This window comes from Treponema bryantii, from assembly GCF_900111035.1.
GTDB classification, from domain to species: Bacteria; Spirochaetota; Spirochaetia; order Treponematales; family Treponemataceae; genus Treponema_D; species Treponema_D bryantii_C.
This window is the reverse complement of sequence record NZ_FOFU01000003.1, coordinates 22,369-37,647: the sequence shown is the minus strand read 5'-3', so window position 1 is coordinate 37,647 and position 15,279 is coordinate 22,369. Positions and strand designations below refer to the sequence as shown.

Below are 15,279 nucleotides of genomic sequence, written 5' to 3'. Positions count from 1 at the left end.
TCCTCGCAATGACGTATATATTCACGTTATGACGTGTGAATTAAATCTGATCCATTCTGGCAACGTCAGCTGTGTAGTCGATTCCTTCTACATCGAAACCGTTTGTTGCGTAGAAATCGTGCTTGTAACCAACAAGGTCACAGATTTCCTTAATATTGTCGTTGTTTACTTTAGCCATCAGCTTATCAACTTCAGCCTGAACATCTGCCTGCATTTCCCAGTCATCAACACGGATGCGGTTTTCTTCATCAACTGGAACTTTACCAGCAGATGCATTATCACCAGTGTAAAGGCGCTCAGCAAAGAGACGCTCCATCTGTTCGATACAGCCTTCGTGAGTTCCCTTTTCCTTCATAACCTTGAAAAGGATAGAAAGGTAAAGTGAAATGATAGGGATAACAGCAGAAGAACGAGTTACGAGTCCCTTGTTTACAGAAACGTAAGCAGCACCACCGAGTTCCTTAGAAAGCTTCTCATTTAAAGCATGGGCAGTAGCTTCAAGGTGCTTTTTAGCCTGCCCAATAGTTCCGTCGCGGTAAATAGCGTGGCTCAACTCTGGTCCGATGTACGAATAAGCAACTGTACGGCAACCTTCTGCAAGAACACCAGCGGCAGCAAGCTGGTCAATCCAAAGCTGCCAGTCTTCGCCACCCATTACTTTTACAGTGTTTGCAATTTCTTCGTCATTTGCAGGTTCAGCAGCAGACTCTTTAAGAGTGTCTGTAAGAATATCGATTCCAAGACCTGCGTATGTTTTACCAATTGGTTTAATAACTGATTTATAAAGTACGTGAGCACCAGTTTCGCTGTTAGGGTCAATCTTATCCGGGTCGCTGCGCACCGGTGAAGCCAAACTGTATACGATAAGGTCGAACTTCTTTCCAGCCTTCTTTGCTTCATCAATAATCATTTTGCGTGTTTCGTGACTGAAAGCATCTGCAGAGAAAGTCTCTGTAAACAAGCCTTCTGCCTTAGCAGCGCGGTCGAATGCGAGGTTGTTATACCAGCCTGGAGTTCCACCCTTAGTCTCTGTTCCGGCCTTTTCAAAAGAAACACCGATAGTATCTGCACCGTATTCGAAAGCTGCAGAGATGCGTGAAGCAAGTCCGTAACCTGTAGAACATCCCAAAACAAGAACGAACTTAGGACCGTTTCCGCCCTCTTTCAAGCTCTTTGTTCCGCGCTTAGCCTTCTGTGCTTTTACATAAGCAATCTGATTTTCAACTTCCTTAGCGCATCCAAGAGGATGAGCGTTAAGACACATGTTAGAACGAACCATTGGTTTGATTATCATAATTTACCTCTATATCTTCTTTAATATAATACATCCGTTATGACCGCCAAAGCCGAGTGAACAGCTGGCAGTTGCATTGATTTCACAAGACACGCCTTTGTTTGGTGTGTAGTCCAGGTCGCAGCCATGCTCTAAGTCCGGCTCGTCCAGGTTGATTGTCGGCGGAACAAAATTATCTTCCATTGCCTTGATACACATAATTGCTTCAATAGAACCAGCTGAACCAACCATGTGGCCAATCTCACTCTTAGTAGAAGAGATGTGGAGCTTCTTTGCATCGTCGCCGAACACGCTCTTAATCATCAAAGTTTCTGCAGTATCATTTGCAGAAGTAGAAGTTCCATGAGCATTGTAGTACTGAATATCAGATGGCTTCATGCCGGCATCTTCAAAAGCACGCTTCATGGCAAGAGCACCACCGCTTCCATCCTCACGAGGAGCAGTAATGTGGTAAGCATCAGAACTTGCACCGTAACCAGCAACTTCAGCATAAATCTTAGCACCGCGAGCCTTTGCGTGCTCATACTCTTCAAGAATTAAAACAGCAGAACCTTCAGCCATTACAAAACCGCTGCGGTTCTTATCGAATGGACGGCTTGCCTTTTCCGGCTCATCATTAAAACTTCTTGTCAAAGCAGAAAGTGCCTGATAACAGCCGATATTAAAACCTGTAATATTAGCATCAACACCGCCAGCAAAACAAACGTCGAGACGGCCGCTGCGAATCATATCAAGTGAAAGTCCAAGAGCATCAGTTCCAGAAGCACAAGCTGTAGACAAAGTCCATGAAGGACCGTAAATCTGAAAGTGCATTGCAACACCGGCAGAAGCTTCGTTATTCAAAACAAAAGGAGCTGTTAAAGGTGGAATGCGGTCTACACCACTTGCAGGATCCAGATATTTTTTATAAGCAGTTTCCAAGTCATCAGAAAGACCAATACCAACGCCAGTTACAATACCCGCTTTTTCATCTTTAAGATTATCAGCAGTAAGTCCAGCATCTGCAGCAGCTTCAATACTTGCACCCAACAGGAACTTGCTCATGCGGCTCATCTTGCGAGCCAGTTTGCGGTCTACACCATAATTATTTATATCAAAATCTTTAACTTCACCTGCAATCTGCACCTGATGTTTAGAAGCATCAAAAAGTGTGATTTTTGTAATTCCACTTTTTCCGTTCTTTACATTTTCCCATGCAGTTTTTACATCGTTTCCAACAGAAGAAACGCAACCCAATCCTGTTACAACAACTCTGCGTTGTGCCATTTAATACCTCAAAAAATAAAAAAGATGAATTAGTATAGCATATAAGATGAGATAATAAAACAGTACATTTCTTTGACATTTTTGTCAATAATGTCAAGATAAATCCCCCAATAATTCAAAAGGAGATTTATCTTGTCTTTATTTACAATATGAGCCTATAATTAACATATGACCACAACTGTGGCGCTGCAAAGATGCGCGGAATATGATTTTGATAAGGTTCTCGAATGTATTCATGTGATGTTTGAACTTGTTCCGCCTCCAGATGTCCGTGGCAAAACAGTTCTTCTAAAACCGAATATTCTTTATCCAAAGTCTCCGGACCTTGCAGTGTGTACGCATCCGGTTGTAGTTGGTGCTGTGGTCCAGGCTTTTAAAGATCTCGGCGCTGCCCGCGTAATTGCCGGGGAATCCCCTGCTATAGCTAATTCTACAATGGCCGCAAAGGTTACCGGCATGTACGATCAGGTTGTCATCAATGGCGGAGAATGGGCTGATTTTAAGACGCCCGCCGTAGCAGCCTGTCAAGACGGTAAAATAGTAAAAAGCCTTAATTTTGCAAAACAATTTCTCGAAGCCGATATTATAGTTTCAGTTGCAAAGCTAAAAAGCCATCAGCTTATGGCTTATACCGGCGCAATGAAAAATCTTTTCGGGCTTATGATAGGACTTGAAAAAGCAGAACAGCACTACCGTTTTTCCAACAAAGCTGATTTTGCAGCTTTTCTTACAGACCTCAATATTGCTGCAAAACCTCAGTATGCAATTATGGATGCAATAGTGGGAATGGAAGGGCCCGGCGGACCTGGTGGTGGAGACCCGATAAATCTTGGGTTCCTCGCCGCCTCGGACAATATTTTAGCCCTGGACTGGAAATGTTCGGAACTCGTAGGCTATAATCCTCATCTCATTGCAAATCTCGAAGATGCCCTAAAACGCAGCCTCTGGCTCAAATCAGAAAAAGAAATAAAAACAGCAGGAGCCTCAGAAGACACTTGCCGCTGTACAACCTTCAAAATAGTAAAAGAACCAAGCGAAACACTACAGAAAATGATGCCTCGCTGGCTCAACCTTATTGCAACTCCACTTCTCACAAAAACACCGCGTTTTAATGCCCGCAAGTGTAAAAAATGCGGACGCTGCGAACAGATTTGCCCGGCACACCTCATAAAAATGAATGGGCCGGACGATTCCGCCCAGCTGAACGACAAACAAAAATGTCTGCACTGCTTCTGCTGCCACGAAATCTGCCCGGCCGACGCAATAAAACTTAAGCGCTTTTAGATATTTGCCAGTTCGTCCTGACCAATCATTCTGATACCGTTCTGCTCACAAACCTTTTCAGTTTCAGGAACATCAGTACAGCGGATAATCATATAAGCCGAACCAGACTTACGTCCAGTAAAGCCGTACATATATTCAACGTTGCGTCCGTTATCAGCAAGAATCTTAAGAATCTTATTCAAACTTCCAGCCTCATCCGGAATCTCAACGGCAATTACCGGAGTAGATTTTACGATATAGTGAGAACGCTCAAGCGCCCCCATAACCTGCTCTACGTTTTCTACAATAATACGTGCAATTCCAAAGTCGTTAGTATCTGCAAGGCTGATAGCACGAATATTAATATTATGAGTTGCCAGAACGTTAGTAAGCTCCGACAGCGCATTCTTTCTGTTTTCGATAAAAATTGAAATCTGGTTAATAGTCATAGTTTATTCTCCTTATGTAGGGGAAAGCCTTCCCCTCGCTCGCACTTGCGTTGCTCGCTACCCCTTCTAGCGGGGACACCCCGCAACGCCCCGCCGTTAATCATGAAGCTTACGTGTATCAATTACACGCTTAGCCTTACCTTCACTTCTTGCGATAGACTTCGGTGCCACCAATGTAACCTTAGCCTTAATCTGAAGAACACTCAAGAGTGCACTCTCAAGCTGCTTTTCCTGCTTATTGATTTCAGAAACAACGTCGCTGAACTTCTCAGCTGTCATCTCAACCTTAATTTCGAATGTATCAGTGTTGTTTACGCGGCCAACATGAATCTCGTAGTTTGCAGGGTAACCGTTCTGCATGAGAACACCCTCAATCTGACTTGGGAATACGTTTACACCACGGATAATAAGCATATCGTCTGTACGTCCCATAGGCTTACTCATACGAACGAAAGTACGTCCGCAGGCACAAGGAGCACGGTTCAAAACGCCGATATCCTTTGTACGGAAGCGCATCAATGGGAATGCCTGCTTTGTGATTGCTGTGAATACAAGCTCACCCTTCTCGCCATCTGGAAGTCTCTTTCCAGTTTTTGGATCAATAGTTTCGATAATGAAGTGGTCTTCGTTTACGTGCATACCAGCCTGTTCCTGACACTCATAAGCAACGCCAGGTCCCATAACTTCAGTAAGACCGTAAATATCATAAGCCTTAAGACCGAGAGATTTTTCAATGTCGCGGCGCATTTCTTCAGTCCAAGGCTCAGCACCAAAAATACCAGCCTTAAGATGAATATCATCTGGAGTGAGTCCCATATCCTTAAGGGTTTCGCCAAGGTATGCAGCATAGCTTGGAGTACAGAACAGAATTGTAGATTTCAAATCCTGCATAAAAGTAATCTGGCGCTGTGTGTTACCAGATGAAATTGGAATAACCTGAATACCAAGTTTTGTTGCACCACCATGAACACCAAAGCCACCAGTGAAAAGTCCGTAGCCGTAAGCGTTCTGTGCAATATCATTTTCATCACAGCCGATTGCTACGAGCTGACGTGCTGTACAGTCATCCCAAATGTCGAGATCTTCTTTTGTATAACCTACAACAATCTGCTTACCAGTAGTTCCAGAGGAAGCATGAATACGAACAACTTTGCTCATTGGAACAGCGAAAAGTCCATATGGATAAGTTGCACGGAGGTCGTCCTTACATGTAAACGGAATCTTATCAAGGTCATCGAGTCCCTTAATATCGTCTGGAGTTACACCTGCTTCCTCGCAGCGCTTTCTGTAATATTCAACATTCTCATAAACATGGCGGAAATTTTTAGCCAGTCTTTCGCCCTGAAGCTTACGAAGCTCCTCAAGCGGCATACATTCTGATTCTTTCTGATAATATTTTAAATTCATAGAATTCTCCTGATAATGGATTGTTTCGCTTCGTTCGCAATGACGGGCATTCCCGTCACGCAATGACGCTACGTCATTGCGAGGTGCGTAGCACCGAAGCAATCTATATTGTTATTTATACTGCAATTGATTAATTACCGTGCACGGCACATCGTACGCATTGCACAAAAAAAATAGAGAAGTTCGCCCTTAGGCGAAAAAGAAATAAAAGGAAAAGAAGCGGCTCTTAAGTAGGCCTGTAATTCTTAACATATACTGAATATTACCACGCTTAGAGCCGCTTGTAAAGATTAAAACAAAAAATTATTAGAATCTGATATTCATAACTGTAATATCATCTGGCAGCAGTGAATGCTGAATCCAGTCTGTTACAGCTTTTTCGATAGCCTTTTCTGCAGAATAAACATCAGTATTGAACAACTCTCCAAAGAATGCCTTTGTACGAGCCTCATCATAACGCTCACCATCATCGCTCTGCATATCAGTAAAACCATCTGAATACAAATCTATCTGAAGACCGTTTTTCAGTGGCATCTTATAAGGACCTTTCTTATCTCCTGTAATTGCATCAGCAACTGCGCCCATTCCAAACGGAGGAAGTGTTGGAACAAGAGTAGCAACACGGCCTTTTCCTGCTTCATCTTTCAAATATGCAAAAACATTTGTATGTCCACAGTTAAATACGTTTACTGATTTTGCTTTATAATCTACACAACAAATTGCGCCAGTAATAAAATTACCAACCGGAACAATTTCTTTTAAGAAGTTATCCAGCATTACAACAAGCTGACTCGCATTCAGCTTTGAACAATCCTGCATTGCAAGCATAGAAAAAATCGAACCGAGAGTAACTGTCAAAAGAGCTGCAGAAACATTCTTTCCAGAAACATCAAAACTTCCAATCAGATATCGGCCTTCACAAAGCTCCTGAGCAATATAATAATCGCCACCAACAGCATTTGCCATTTTGTTCCATATACATACATCAAAAGGAAACTTCTTTGTATCAGAATTCTTTTTAAGCATATTCTGCTGAATGGCGGCAGCCTTTTCAAGATCCTGAGCACGAAGTTCTTCAAGCTTTGCATTCATTTTGGCAATAGATACAATGCCATAAAAGCTTCTGTTATTTATGAGAACAATAATATGTTTGATTTCAACACTGATTGCAGTTTCATTTACCTTAGCCGCAACCTTTTCAATAAAGTCACTGCAATTTAAGGTAAACGGACATTCCTTTACATAATCACCACAAGTCTTTGAACCAAATAGTTTAAAACCAGAACCAGAGCTGCGTTCAAGAGCATCTCGTTCAACAACACCTATTACAGCATCATCTTTTTCAATTGGAACCGCCGTTAGATCCGGCTGCTGCTCAAACATTTCGAGCACAGTATCAAGGCTTGCTCTGCTGCTTACAGGCTCAATCGCCATTGCAATTGAACCGACCTGTCTCTCATTAAAACTATTTTCAAAACCTGTTTTTTTAACGTCTACTGAACTTTTTTCTTCTAAATCCTCAGAAAAAAAAGAACTGTCTATAACTTCTTCTTCCATCAGAGTTTTCCCCTACAACGTTTTCATTAATTATAGCACAGTTCTTTTGATTTGCAATTTATTTTTCTGCTATACATGCTTTAATACTCTCATTGAACCCTTAACTATTTTCTTTTCATAATGCATAATTGAATTAAATTAAAAATTTTTATTTCATAAAAAGGAGACAAATTTATGAAAAAACTAACTATTTTAAGTGTATTGTTTATAACATTCGCTTTATTTTTTACTGGATGTAACCACACTATTAGTACACCACCACAAAGTAATGATTTTAATGCACAATTACCAGCTAGAATTGGTACCGATGAATTCACAGGAAAATCCATTACAAGAATTTCAAATTATGCCCATGGAAAATATGTTTTTAATGATGATAATACAGTCGATTATTATTCATATCAAAACGACAATTATTTAAAGAGCATTAAATTAGAGTACTCATACAATTCTGAAGATAAGATTCTTTATCTCGCATACAGAGGATTCTATCGCAATAATATTTTGATTACTAAAATAGAAGATTATCTTTCTAATATAATACACCCAACTGATGGTTATACCTATACTGAAGAATATATTAACCTATTCCGCGGTTTATACAGACTTTATGCAAAACAAATCATTAAATACTATTATGCATTTTCTAACAACGACAATAACTGTTCTTTACCCCCAACCTTGGGAACGAGTTTAGATACGTCTTCAAGTTTTGAATATTATGGCTCTACAACTGTCCTAAACAATAATCAGGGAGACTCACTTACATTGGATTTTCCAATAATATATTTCAACTCTCATTATTATGCATTTCAGGCTAATTATTCTGTTTCAAGTATGTCACCTTCGAGCTATAATTACAATCAAGCTTATCTTACCAATATTACGGAGTCTACTGCAGATTTATACTTTACAAATCAAAATGAAACAACATCAACAACTATAGAAGTTTTTGGTAAAGCAAAGATTCATTACACAATAACAAAAATATCTGATACAGAAGGATCAGCAACCATTCATCTCTCAGATTTTGATAATGGCCTAAAAGAATATTATAGAAATTTCTTTATAAGCACTCTTGTAGAAGACTACTCTGACATGCTTTTTGATTACTTACAAAAGGATATTTCAATAGATTTCCAGAATACTCCAGAAGAATATACAGTTCAGACAAATCAAGAATAGTTAAAAAAAAAGATTTCCGTTTTTTGCGGAAATCTTTTTTTTACTAACAATATTTGTTGTTTTTATTCGCCTCGTCCAAGCTTAAATGCCTTTTTGTTCATTTCAAGGAACTGAGGCTTAACCAGCTTTTCAATTGCAGCAAGCCATGCGTCCTCCGGGAAGTCCATATATTTAGAAAGAAGTCCCATCAGAACAATGTTTACAGACTTTGCAGTTCCTGCCTGCTCAGCGAGAGTAAGACAATCCAGAGCATCAACTTTAAGACCTGCCGCTGTCATTTTTCCAACCAGGTCGTCAGGATATTCAGCCGCGCCGGTAATTACAGGCATCGGGTCAATCTTCTGAGTGTTTACAACAATCTGTCCGCCCTTGCGGAGGTATTCTGTATAGCGTGCAGCCTCAAGCAATTCAAAAGAAACAATAAAATCAGCCTCACCCTTATCAACGATTGGTGAATAAACCTTGTCTCCATAACGAACATATGTTACAACCGAACCACCGCGCTGGCTCATTCCGTGAACCTCGCTAACCTTTACATCATAACCTGCATCAAGCAGAACCTGTCCCAAAGTTTTAGACGCAAGCAAAGCACCCTGGCCACCCACGCCAACTATCATTATATTTTTTACCATATTAATTATTCCGCCTTCAATGCATCGAACTTACACATCTGTGAACAAACGCCACAGCCAACACATAATGTTGTATCAATCTTTGCCTTGCCGTTCTTCATTGCGATGGCAGGACAACCAATCTTCATACACATCTTACAGCTCTTACATTTTGCTTCATCAACCTTGAGCGGAGGATTGTGCTTAACTTCTTTGAGCAGTGCACATGGACGGCGGCTGATAATAAGGCTTGGCTCTTCAACTTCGAGTTCTTCCTTAACAGCAGCTTCACACTCAGCAATGTTATATGGATCAACAACACGAACGCGGTTAATTCCCATTGCCTTAGCCAATGCTTCAAGGTCTACGCGGCCTGCAGGATCACCATAAAGGTTCTTTCCTGTTGTAGGATTCTGCTGATGTCCTGTCATACCTGTAATTGAGTTATCAAGAACGATTACTGTAGATTTAGACTGATTATAAGCAATTGTTGCAAGACCTGTCATACCAGAGTGCATGAATGTTGAGTCACCAATTACAGCAACAGATTTCTTTTCATTCTCTGCTCCACCAGCCTTGTTCCAGCCGTGAAGTCCGCTGAAGCTTGCACCCATACAAAGAGTAACATCCATTGCGCTGAGCGGTGCAACTGAACCCAAAGTATAACATCCGATATCACCAAATACAGTTACCTTAAGCTTGTTCAAAGCGTAGAACATACCGCGGTGTGGACAACCTGCACACATAATAGGCGGGCGAACAGGAATTGCAGTATCAAGTTTTGTACCCTGTGGAACTTCTTTTCCAAATGCAGCAGCTACAAGATTCTGGCTGAATTCACCGCAGATTGGGAACATATCTTTTCCGTGAATCTCAACTGAAAGTCCAAGTCCACGAACAAAAGTTTCAATAACCGGATCAAGCTCTTCAACAACAATCAGCTTTTCAAGGCCTTCAGCAAACTTGCGGATCATATCGCCAGGCAGTGGATTTACCATTCCAAGCTTCAAAATATTTACTGAATCGCCAAGAACTTCCTTTACATACTGATAGCTTGTAGATGAAGTGATGATACCAGTTTTAGCACCAACATCTTCTATCTTATTAATACCAGAAGTCTCACTCCACTTGGCAAGATCAGCCATTCTCTGCTCAACAAAAGGATGGCGGCGGATAGCATTTGCAGGAGCCATAACGTACTTGCTGATATTCTTTTCATAAGTCTTGTGCTCAGGAACAACACGTTCAGCTGGCTCAGTAATACTCTGGCTGTGAGCAACGCGTGTACACATCTTGTACAAAACAGGAGTATCAAATTTTTCACTGATTTCAAAAGCCATAGCGGCAAAGCGGCGTGCCTCATCAGCATCACTTGGCTCAATCATAGGAACCTTAGATGCAATAGCGTGATGGCGGCTGTCCTGTTCATTCTGAGAAGAATGCATTCCAGGGTCATCTGCAACACCAATAACAAGACCGGCATTAACGCCAGTATAGCTCATTGTGTAAAGAGGATCGGCAGCAACGTTCAAACCAACGTGCTTCATACCACAGAATGCGCGTCGTCCAGCCAGACACGCACCAAAAGCCGACTCAAGAGCAACCTTTTCATTCGGTGCCCATTCACAATAGATTTCCTTAAATCTTGCTGCTTCTTCAGTAATCTCCGTACTTGGAGTTCCCGGATAACTTGAAATAACTTCACAGCCCGCTTCAAACAAACCACGCGCAGCTGCGGCATTTCCTAACATCAGTTGTTTCATTGTATTCCCTTATAAAATATTTTTTTAAGTGAGAATGTAATTTTACAGCGATTTTAAAGAATGGTAAATAGTCGACTACCCTGTCTATATAGCTATTTAACCTTGATTCTATAGCTATCTGAATTTATAATAACCTTGCAAAGGAGGCTATCATGAATACAGTTCCTATGTACGAAGCAAAAAACAAATTGCCGCTATTTATGCATCAGGCAGAAGAATCGGGCCCGGTTTTTATCTCTCGCAGAAACAAAACTGTGGGCGTTATTCTTTCTTTTGATGATTACAACAAACTGATTTCAAAGCAGCCAAAAAGAACAATTCTTGAAGCTGCAGAAGAATTCCGCAGAAAAACCGCCGGCATGTTTACCAACGAGGATATTGATAAGATTTTTGATGTGAGGGATCATACGCCCGACTCCTATGAGAGCCATGTTTTTGACGGAGTGTTTGACGACGAATGAATTATGAAGAAGAAGCTCATTATCTTTTAGACTCAAATATAGTTTCGGAAATTATAAAACCGGAGCCAGATTTTAATGTGATTTCTAAAATTGCTGAACATAATTCTGATTGCGCAATCTGCGCCCCTGTCTGGCAGGAAATTCTTTACGGCTTATACAGGCAGCCAGAAGGAATGAATAAAAAATATCTTGATAAATTCATTAATGATGATGTTCATGAAAATTTCAAGATTAAGAATTTTACGGAAAAGGCCGCTGCAATTCAGGCTGACTTGAGGGCAAAACTCGAAAAAACAGGCGCCCCAACTCAAAAAGAAGACAGCATGATTGCCGCCATCGCACTTGCAAACCACATGGTTCTGGTAACCCGCAACACTAAGCACTTCTCAGCAATTCAGCAGGTCAGCGACCTGCTGATTGAAAACTGGTTTGAAGCTTAGAATTCATTTCCAGGGAAACGAGGAATCATATCTGTTGCCTTTTTGATTTCTTCGTCGCTTGGAATATAGTCGCTCATTTCGCCGTCGTTGAAGGCCTTGTATGCATACATATCAAAATAACCGGTACCTGTAAGACCGAATACGATGTTCTTTGCCTCGCCGGTCTCCTTGCACTTCATTGCTTCGTCAATTGCAACGCGGATTGCGTGGCTGCTTTCCGGAGCCGGCAAAATACCTTCAATGCGGGCAAAATCTTCTGCGGCCTGGAAAACCGAAGTTTGTTCTACAGAGCGGGCTTCCATAAGCCCCTGGTCGTAAAGTTCACTTACAATACTGCTCATTCCGTGGTAGCGAAGACCGCCGGCGTGACTTGCAGAAGGCATAAAGCCGCTTCCTAAAGTATACATTTTCTGAAGAGGGCAAACCTTACCTGTGTCACAATAGTCATAAGCATAAACACCGCGGGTCAGGCTTGGGCAGGATGCAGGCTCAACCGCAATAATCTTATAATCAGCCTCTCCACGGAGCATTTCGCCCGCAAATGGAGAAATCAAACCGCCGAGGTTACTTCCACCGCCCGCACAGCCAATGATGATATCAGCTTTTACGCCGTACTTGTCCAGGGCGGCCTTAGTTTCAAGACCAATCACACTCTGGTGCAGGAGAACCTGGTTCAAAACAGAACCAAGCACATAGCGGTAACCTTCGTGGGTCATTGCGTGTTCAACGGCCTCGGAAATTGCACAGCCTAGTGAGCCGTTAGTTCCCGGGAACTCGGCATTTATGCGGCGACCAACCTCAGTATTCATAGAAGGAGATGGAGTTACGTTTGCCCCATAAGTACGGATTACTTCGCGGCGGAAAGGCTTCTGCTCATAAGAACACTTTACCATATACACTACGCAGTCCAGGCCAAAGTAAGAGCTTGCCATAGAAAGGGCTGTTCCCCACTGGCCGGCACCGGTCTCAGTTGTCACACCCTTGAGGCCCTGTTTTTTTGCGTAGTAAGCCTGGGCAATGGCAGAGTTCAGTTTATGGCTGCCCGAAGTATTATTGCCTTCAAACTTGTAGTAAATGTGAGCCGGAGTTCCAAGCTTCTTTTCCAGACAGTAAGCGCGGACAAGAGGTGCCGGGCGGTACATTTTATAGAAGTTTCTGATTTCTTCCGGGATTTCGATATAAGCGTCAGTTTCGTTGAGTTCCTGGGCCACCAGCTCCTTACAGAAAACCTTTTCCAGTTCTTCTGCAGTACAAGGCTTATGATTTTCAGGATTCAAAAGCGGAGCCGGTTTCTTTTTCATATCTGCGCGGACGTTATACCAGGCCTTAGGCATCTCCGATTCTTCAAGATAAATTTTATAAGGAATTTCCTTTGCCATAATATAACCTCCGTTGGCACAAATTGTTGAGAAAAATGAAAGTGTTTCTTTTTAGAGAAACAAATAACAATTTGTAATATATAACAGGAAGTTTTTTCTGTCAATATTTTTTGAATATCACCAGTTTAAAATACAAAAGGCGGCACAAAGCCGCCCTGTTTTTATAAGTTTTCTTACTAAGAATCAGCCTGCATAACCTTGAATGGGTCTTCTGTGCGGTACATTTCGCGCAGCTTTGGCTTTTCGATTTTGCCGGTTGGGTTACGAGGGACCGGTGCAAAAATGATTTTGCGCGGTCTCTTGTACTTTGGAAGTTCCATACAGAAGTTGTTTACATCTTCTTCAGTACAGGTGTAGCCCTGCTTTACTTCGATGATTGCTGCCGCAATTTCTCCAAGACGCTTATCAGCAAGACCAATAACGGCAACGTCCTTAATTGCTTCCATTTTGTGAAGGAAGTCTTCAATCTGAACTGGGTAAAGGTTTTCACCACCTGTAATGATAACGTCCTTCTTGCGGTCTACAAGGTAGATAAATCCATCAGGATCCATCATTGCCATATCACCTGTGTAAAGCCAGCCTTCGTCATCCATAACTTCTGCAGTAGCTTCAGGGTTTTTATAGTAGCAAACCATTACACCAGGACCGAATACTGCAAGTTCGCCTACATCACCCTGTTTAACTTCCTTGCGGTGCTCGTCCACAATCTTAACCTTCCAGCCGTAGCCAGGAATACCGATTGCACCGATTTTGTTGTCGTTGCCAACTCCCAGGTGAACACAACCAGGTCCGATACTTTCTGAAAGTCCGTAGTTTGTGTCGTAGTCGTGGTGTGGGAAGTATTTTTTCCAGTCTTCAATCAGCTTCTTTGGAACAGGCTGAGCACCAATGTGCATAAGGCGCCACTGATCAAGATGGAAGTCAGAAATCTTAAGGTCACCTCGGTCAAGGCTGTCGAGAATATCCTGAGCCCAAGGAACAAGAAGCCATACAATAGTACAAAGTTCATCAGAAACAGCCTTAAGAACTGTCTCAGGTTTTGTACCACGAAGAAGTACAGCCTTACTTCCAGAAATCAAAGAACCAAACCAGTGCATCTTTGCACCTGTGTGGTAAAGAGGTGGAATACAAAGGAATACATCATCCTTTTTCTGACCGTGATGCTGCTGCTCAACTGCGGCAGAGTGCATAAGAGCACGATGCTTATGAAGAATAGCTTTAGGGAAACCTGTTGTTCCCGAACTGAAATAGATTGCAGCTTCATCATCATCTGTAAGTTCAATGTCCAGATTTTCAGAAGAATAGTTCATTACAGATGAAATGTAGTTTTCTGAGAAAGTTGGAGTAAGACCTTCGCCAACGTAAATGAGAAGGCGGCGGTTCATGATTTTTTCTGAAATTGTTTCAAGACGGCCGATAAACTCAGGGCCAAAGAAAAGAACAGAAATATCTGCAAGGTTCAGACAGTAGTCAATTTCATCAGATGCATAGCGGAAGTTGAGAGGAACCGCGAGGGCACCTGTCTTCAAAATACCAAAATAAATAGGAAGCCACTCAAGGCAGTTCATAAGAAGAATACCTACTTTGTCCCCTTTGCGAACACCACGCTCCAAAAGATAGTGAGCACAACGGTTAGCCTTTTCGTTAAAAATGCGCCAGCTGATTTCGCGGCGGTAAGGAAGATTAGGCTCCGGCTGGGTAAGGTCAAATTCCTTCCAGGTCATGCGGCGGGTGTCTTTTACTTCCGGGTTTAATTCTACAAGCGCGCAGTCATTTGCATATTTTTCTGCGTTGCTTTCAAGATATTTAGTGATTGGCATAGTTTTTACCTCTAACGTCATCCTGAACTTGATTCAGGATCTTTTATAAATAGTAAAGAAAATTATAAAGGATAAAGTTGAAAAATAAAAGTGGAAAATCTCATCTATTTTTTCTTTACATTTAGAAATTCAGTGTTATAATTTATAAATATAAAACTTGTTAGATGAGGTGGAGACATGGAAAGAATGCAATGCGATAACTGCGGACACGTTTACGATAAAGACGAAGGCGATCCAAAGAATAATGTAGCCCCAGGAACAGCATGGGCTGATGTACCAGCTGATTATAAGTGTCCTGAATGTGGTGCTGGAAAAGACAAGTTCATTATTGAATAGGAATAAATCTTTTGATTTATATAAATTAGGGGGAAAGAGCGTTTCGAA

General features: G+C 41.8%; 14 protein-coding genes. 5 read left to right on the top strand and 9 right to left on the bottom strand.

What is annotated here, in order from left to right:
- Nucleotides 1-40 precede the first annotated feature (40 nt).
- Both fabV and fabF read right to left on the bottom strand, forming a co-directional pair.
- On the bottom strand, nucleotides 41-1,294 hold the full coding sequence (gene fabV / locus BMY21_RS06610; protein WP_074642052.1) for an enoyl-ACP reductase FabV: 1,254 nt from the start codon (nucleotides 1,292-1,294) through the stop codon (nucleotides 41-43).
- A gap of 9 nt (nucleotides 1,295-1,303) precedes the next feature.
- The gene (fabF, locus tag BMY21_RS06605) at nucleotides 1,304-2,560 is read right to left on the bottom strand and encodes a beta-ketoacyl-ACP synthase II (RefSeq protein ID WP_074642050.1); all 1,257 of its coding nucleotides are present in this window, start codon (nucleotides 2,558-2,560) and stop codon (nucleotides 1,304-1,306) included.
- Nucleotides 2,561-2,728: 168 nt separating this feature from the next.
- Here fabF and BMY21_RS06600 point away from each other — a divergent pair, with 168 nt between their 5' ends.
- Nucleotides 2,729-3,844 carry a DUF362 domain-containing protein gene (locus tag BMY21_RS06600; RefSeq protein ID WP_074642048.1) on the top strand — a complete coding sequence of 372 codons (1,116 nt, stop codon included), beginning with the start codon at nucleotides 2,729-2,731 and terminating at the stop codon, nucleotides 3,842-3,844.
- Here the strand turns inward: BMY21_RS06600 and BMY21_RS06595 are convergent.
- From BMY21_RS06595 to BMY21_RS06585, 3 genes are all read right to left on the bottom strand, one after another.
- Complete coding sequence (locus BMY21_RS06595; RefSeq protein WP_074642046.1) at nucleotides 3,841-4,272, bottom strand: ACT domain-containing protein; 432 nt, start codon at nucleotides 4,270-4,272, stop codon at nucleotides 3,841-3,843. The genes BMY21_RS06600 and BMY21_RS06595 overlap by 4 nt on opposite strands.
- A 96-nt stretch (nucleotides 4,273-4,368) precedes the next feature.
- Nucleotides 4,369-5,679 (bottom strand): phenylacetate--CoA ligase family protein, encoded by a 1,311-nt coding sequence (locus tag BMY21_RS06590; protein ID WP_074642045.1) that lies wholly within the window; start codon nucleotides 5,677-5,679, stop codon nucleotides 4,369-4,371.
- Between the two features lie 306 nt (nucleotides 5,680-5,985).
- Nucleotides 5,986-7,236 carry a SpoIIE family protein phosphatase gene (locus BMY21_RS06585; RefSeq protein WP_074642043.1) on the bottom strand — a complete coding sequence of 417 codons (1,251 nt, stop codon included), beginning with the start codon at nucleotides 7,234-7,236 and terminating at the stop codon, nucleotides 5,986-5,988.
- A gap of 174 nt (nucleotides 7,237-7,410) precedes the next feature.
- On the opposite strand from BMY21_RS06585, the gene BMY21_RS06580 reads away from it, so the two are divergent.
- Nucleotides 7,411-8,421: a hypothetical protein gene (locus tag BMY21_RS06580; protein ID WP_074642041.1), complete on the top strand. Its 1,011-nt coding sequence runs from the start codon at nucleotides 7,411-7,413 to the stop codon at nucleotides 8,419-8,421.
- A 62-nt stretch (nucleotides 8,422-8,483) separates the two neighbouring features.
- Here the strand turns inward: BMY21_RS06580 and BMY21_RS06575 are convergent, their stop codons facing one another.
- A complete protein-coding gene (locus BMY21_RS06575; protein WP_074642039.1) occupies nucleotides 8,484-9,053 on the bottom strand; it encodes an indolepyruvate oxidoreductase subunit beta in 570 nt (189 codons plus the stop codon).
- A gap of 5 nt (nucleotides 9,054-9,058) precedes the next feature.
- Nucleotides 9,059-10,795: an indolepyruvate ferredoxin oxidoreductase subunit alpha gene (iorA, locus tag BMY21_RS06570; protein ID WP_074642037.1), complete on the bottom strand. Its 1,737-nt coding sequence runs from the start codon at nucleotides 10,793-10,795 to the stop codon at nucleotides 9,059-9,061.
- Nucleotides 10,796-10,947: 152 nt separating this feature from the next.
- Here iorA and BMY21_RS06565 point away from each other — a divergent pair, with 152 nt between their 5' ends.
- On the top strand, nucleotides 10,948-11,256 hold the full coding sequence (locus BMY21_RS06565) for a type II toxin-antitoxin system Phd/YefM family antitoxin (protein WP_074642035.1): 309 nt from the start codon (nucleotides 10,948-10,950) through the stop codon (nucleotides 11,254-11,256).
- On the top strand, nucleotides 11,253-11,696 hold the full coding sequence (locus tag BMY21_RS06560) for a type II toxin-antitoxin system VapC family toxin (protein WP_074642034.1): 444 nt from the start codon (nucleotides 11,253-11,255) through the stop codon (nucleotides 11,694-11,696). The genes BMY21_RS06565 and BMY21_RS06560 overlap by 4 nt, the downstream gene beginning before the upstream one ends.
- Here the strand turns inward: BMY21_RS06560 and BMY21_RS06555 are convergent.
- Both BMY21_RS06555 and BMY21_RS06550 read right to left on the bottom strand, forming a co-directional pair.
- Nucleotides 11,693-13,075 carry a TrpB-like pyridoxal phosphate-dependent enzyme gene (locus tag BMY21_RS06555; protein WP_074642032.1) on the bottom strand — a complete coding sequence of 461 codons (1,383 nt, stop codon included), beginning with the start codon at nucleotides 13,073-13,075 and terminating at the stop codon, nucleotides 11,693-11,695. The genes BMY21_RS06560 and BMY21_RS06555 overlap by 4 nt on opposite strands.
- Nucleotides 13,076-13,251: 176 nt before the next feature.
- Nucleotides 13,252-14,895 carry a class I adenylate-forming enzyme family protein gene (locus BMY21_RS06550; RefSeq protein WP_074642030.1) on the bottom strand — a complete coding sequence of 548 codons (1,644 nt, stop codon included), beginning with the start codon at nucleotides 14,893-14,895 and terminating at the stop codon, nucleotides 13,252-13,254.
- A gap of 177 nt (nucleotides 14,896-15,072) precedes the next feature.
- On the opposite strand from BMY21_RS06550, the gene BMY21_RS06545 reads away from it, so the two are divergent.
- Nucleotides 15,073-15,231, top strand: coding sequence for a rubredoxin (locus BMY21_RS06545; RefSeq protein ID WP_074642029.1), 159 nt, complete (start codon nucleotides 15,073-15,075; stop codon nucleotides 15,229-15,231).
- Nucleotides 15,232-15,279: the final 48 nt, after the last annotated feature.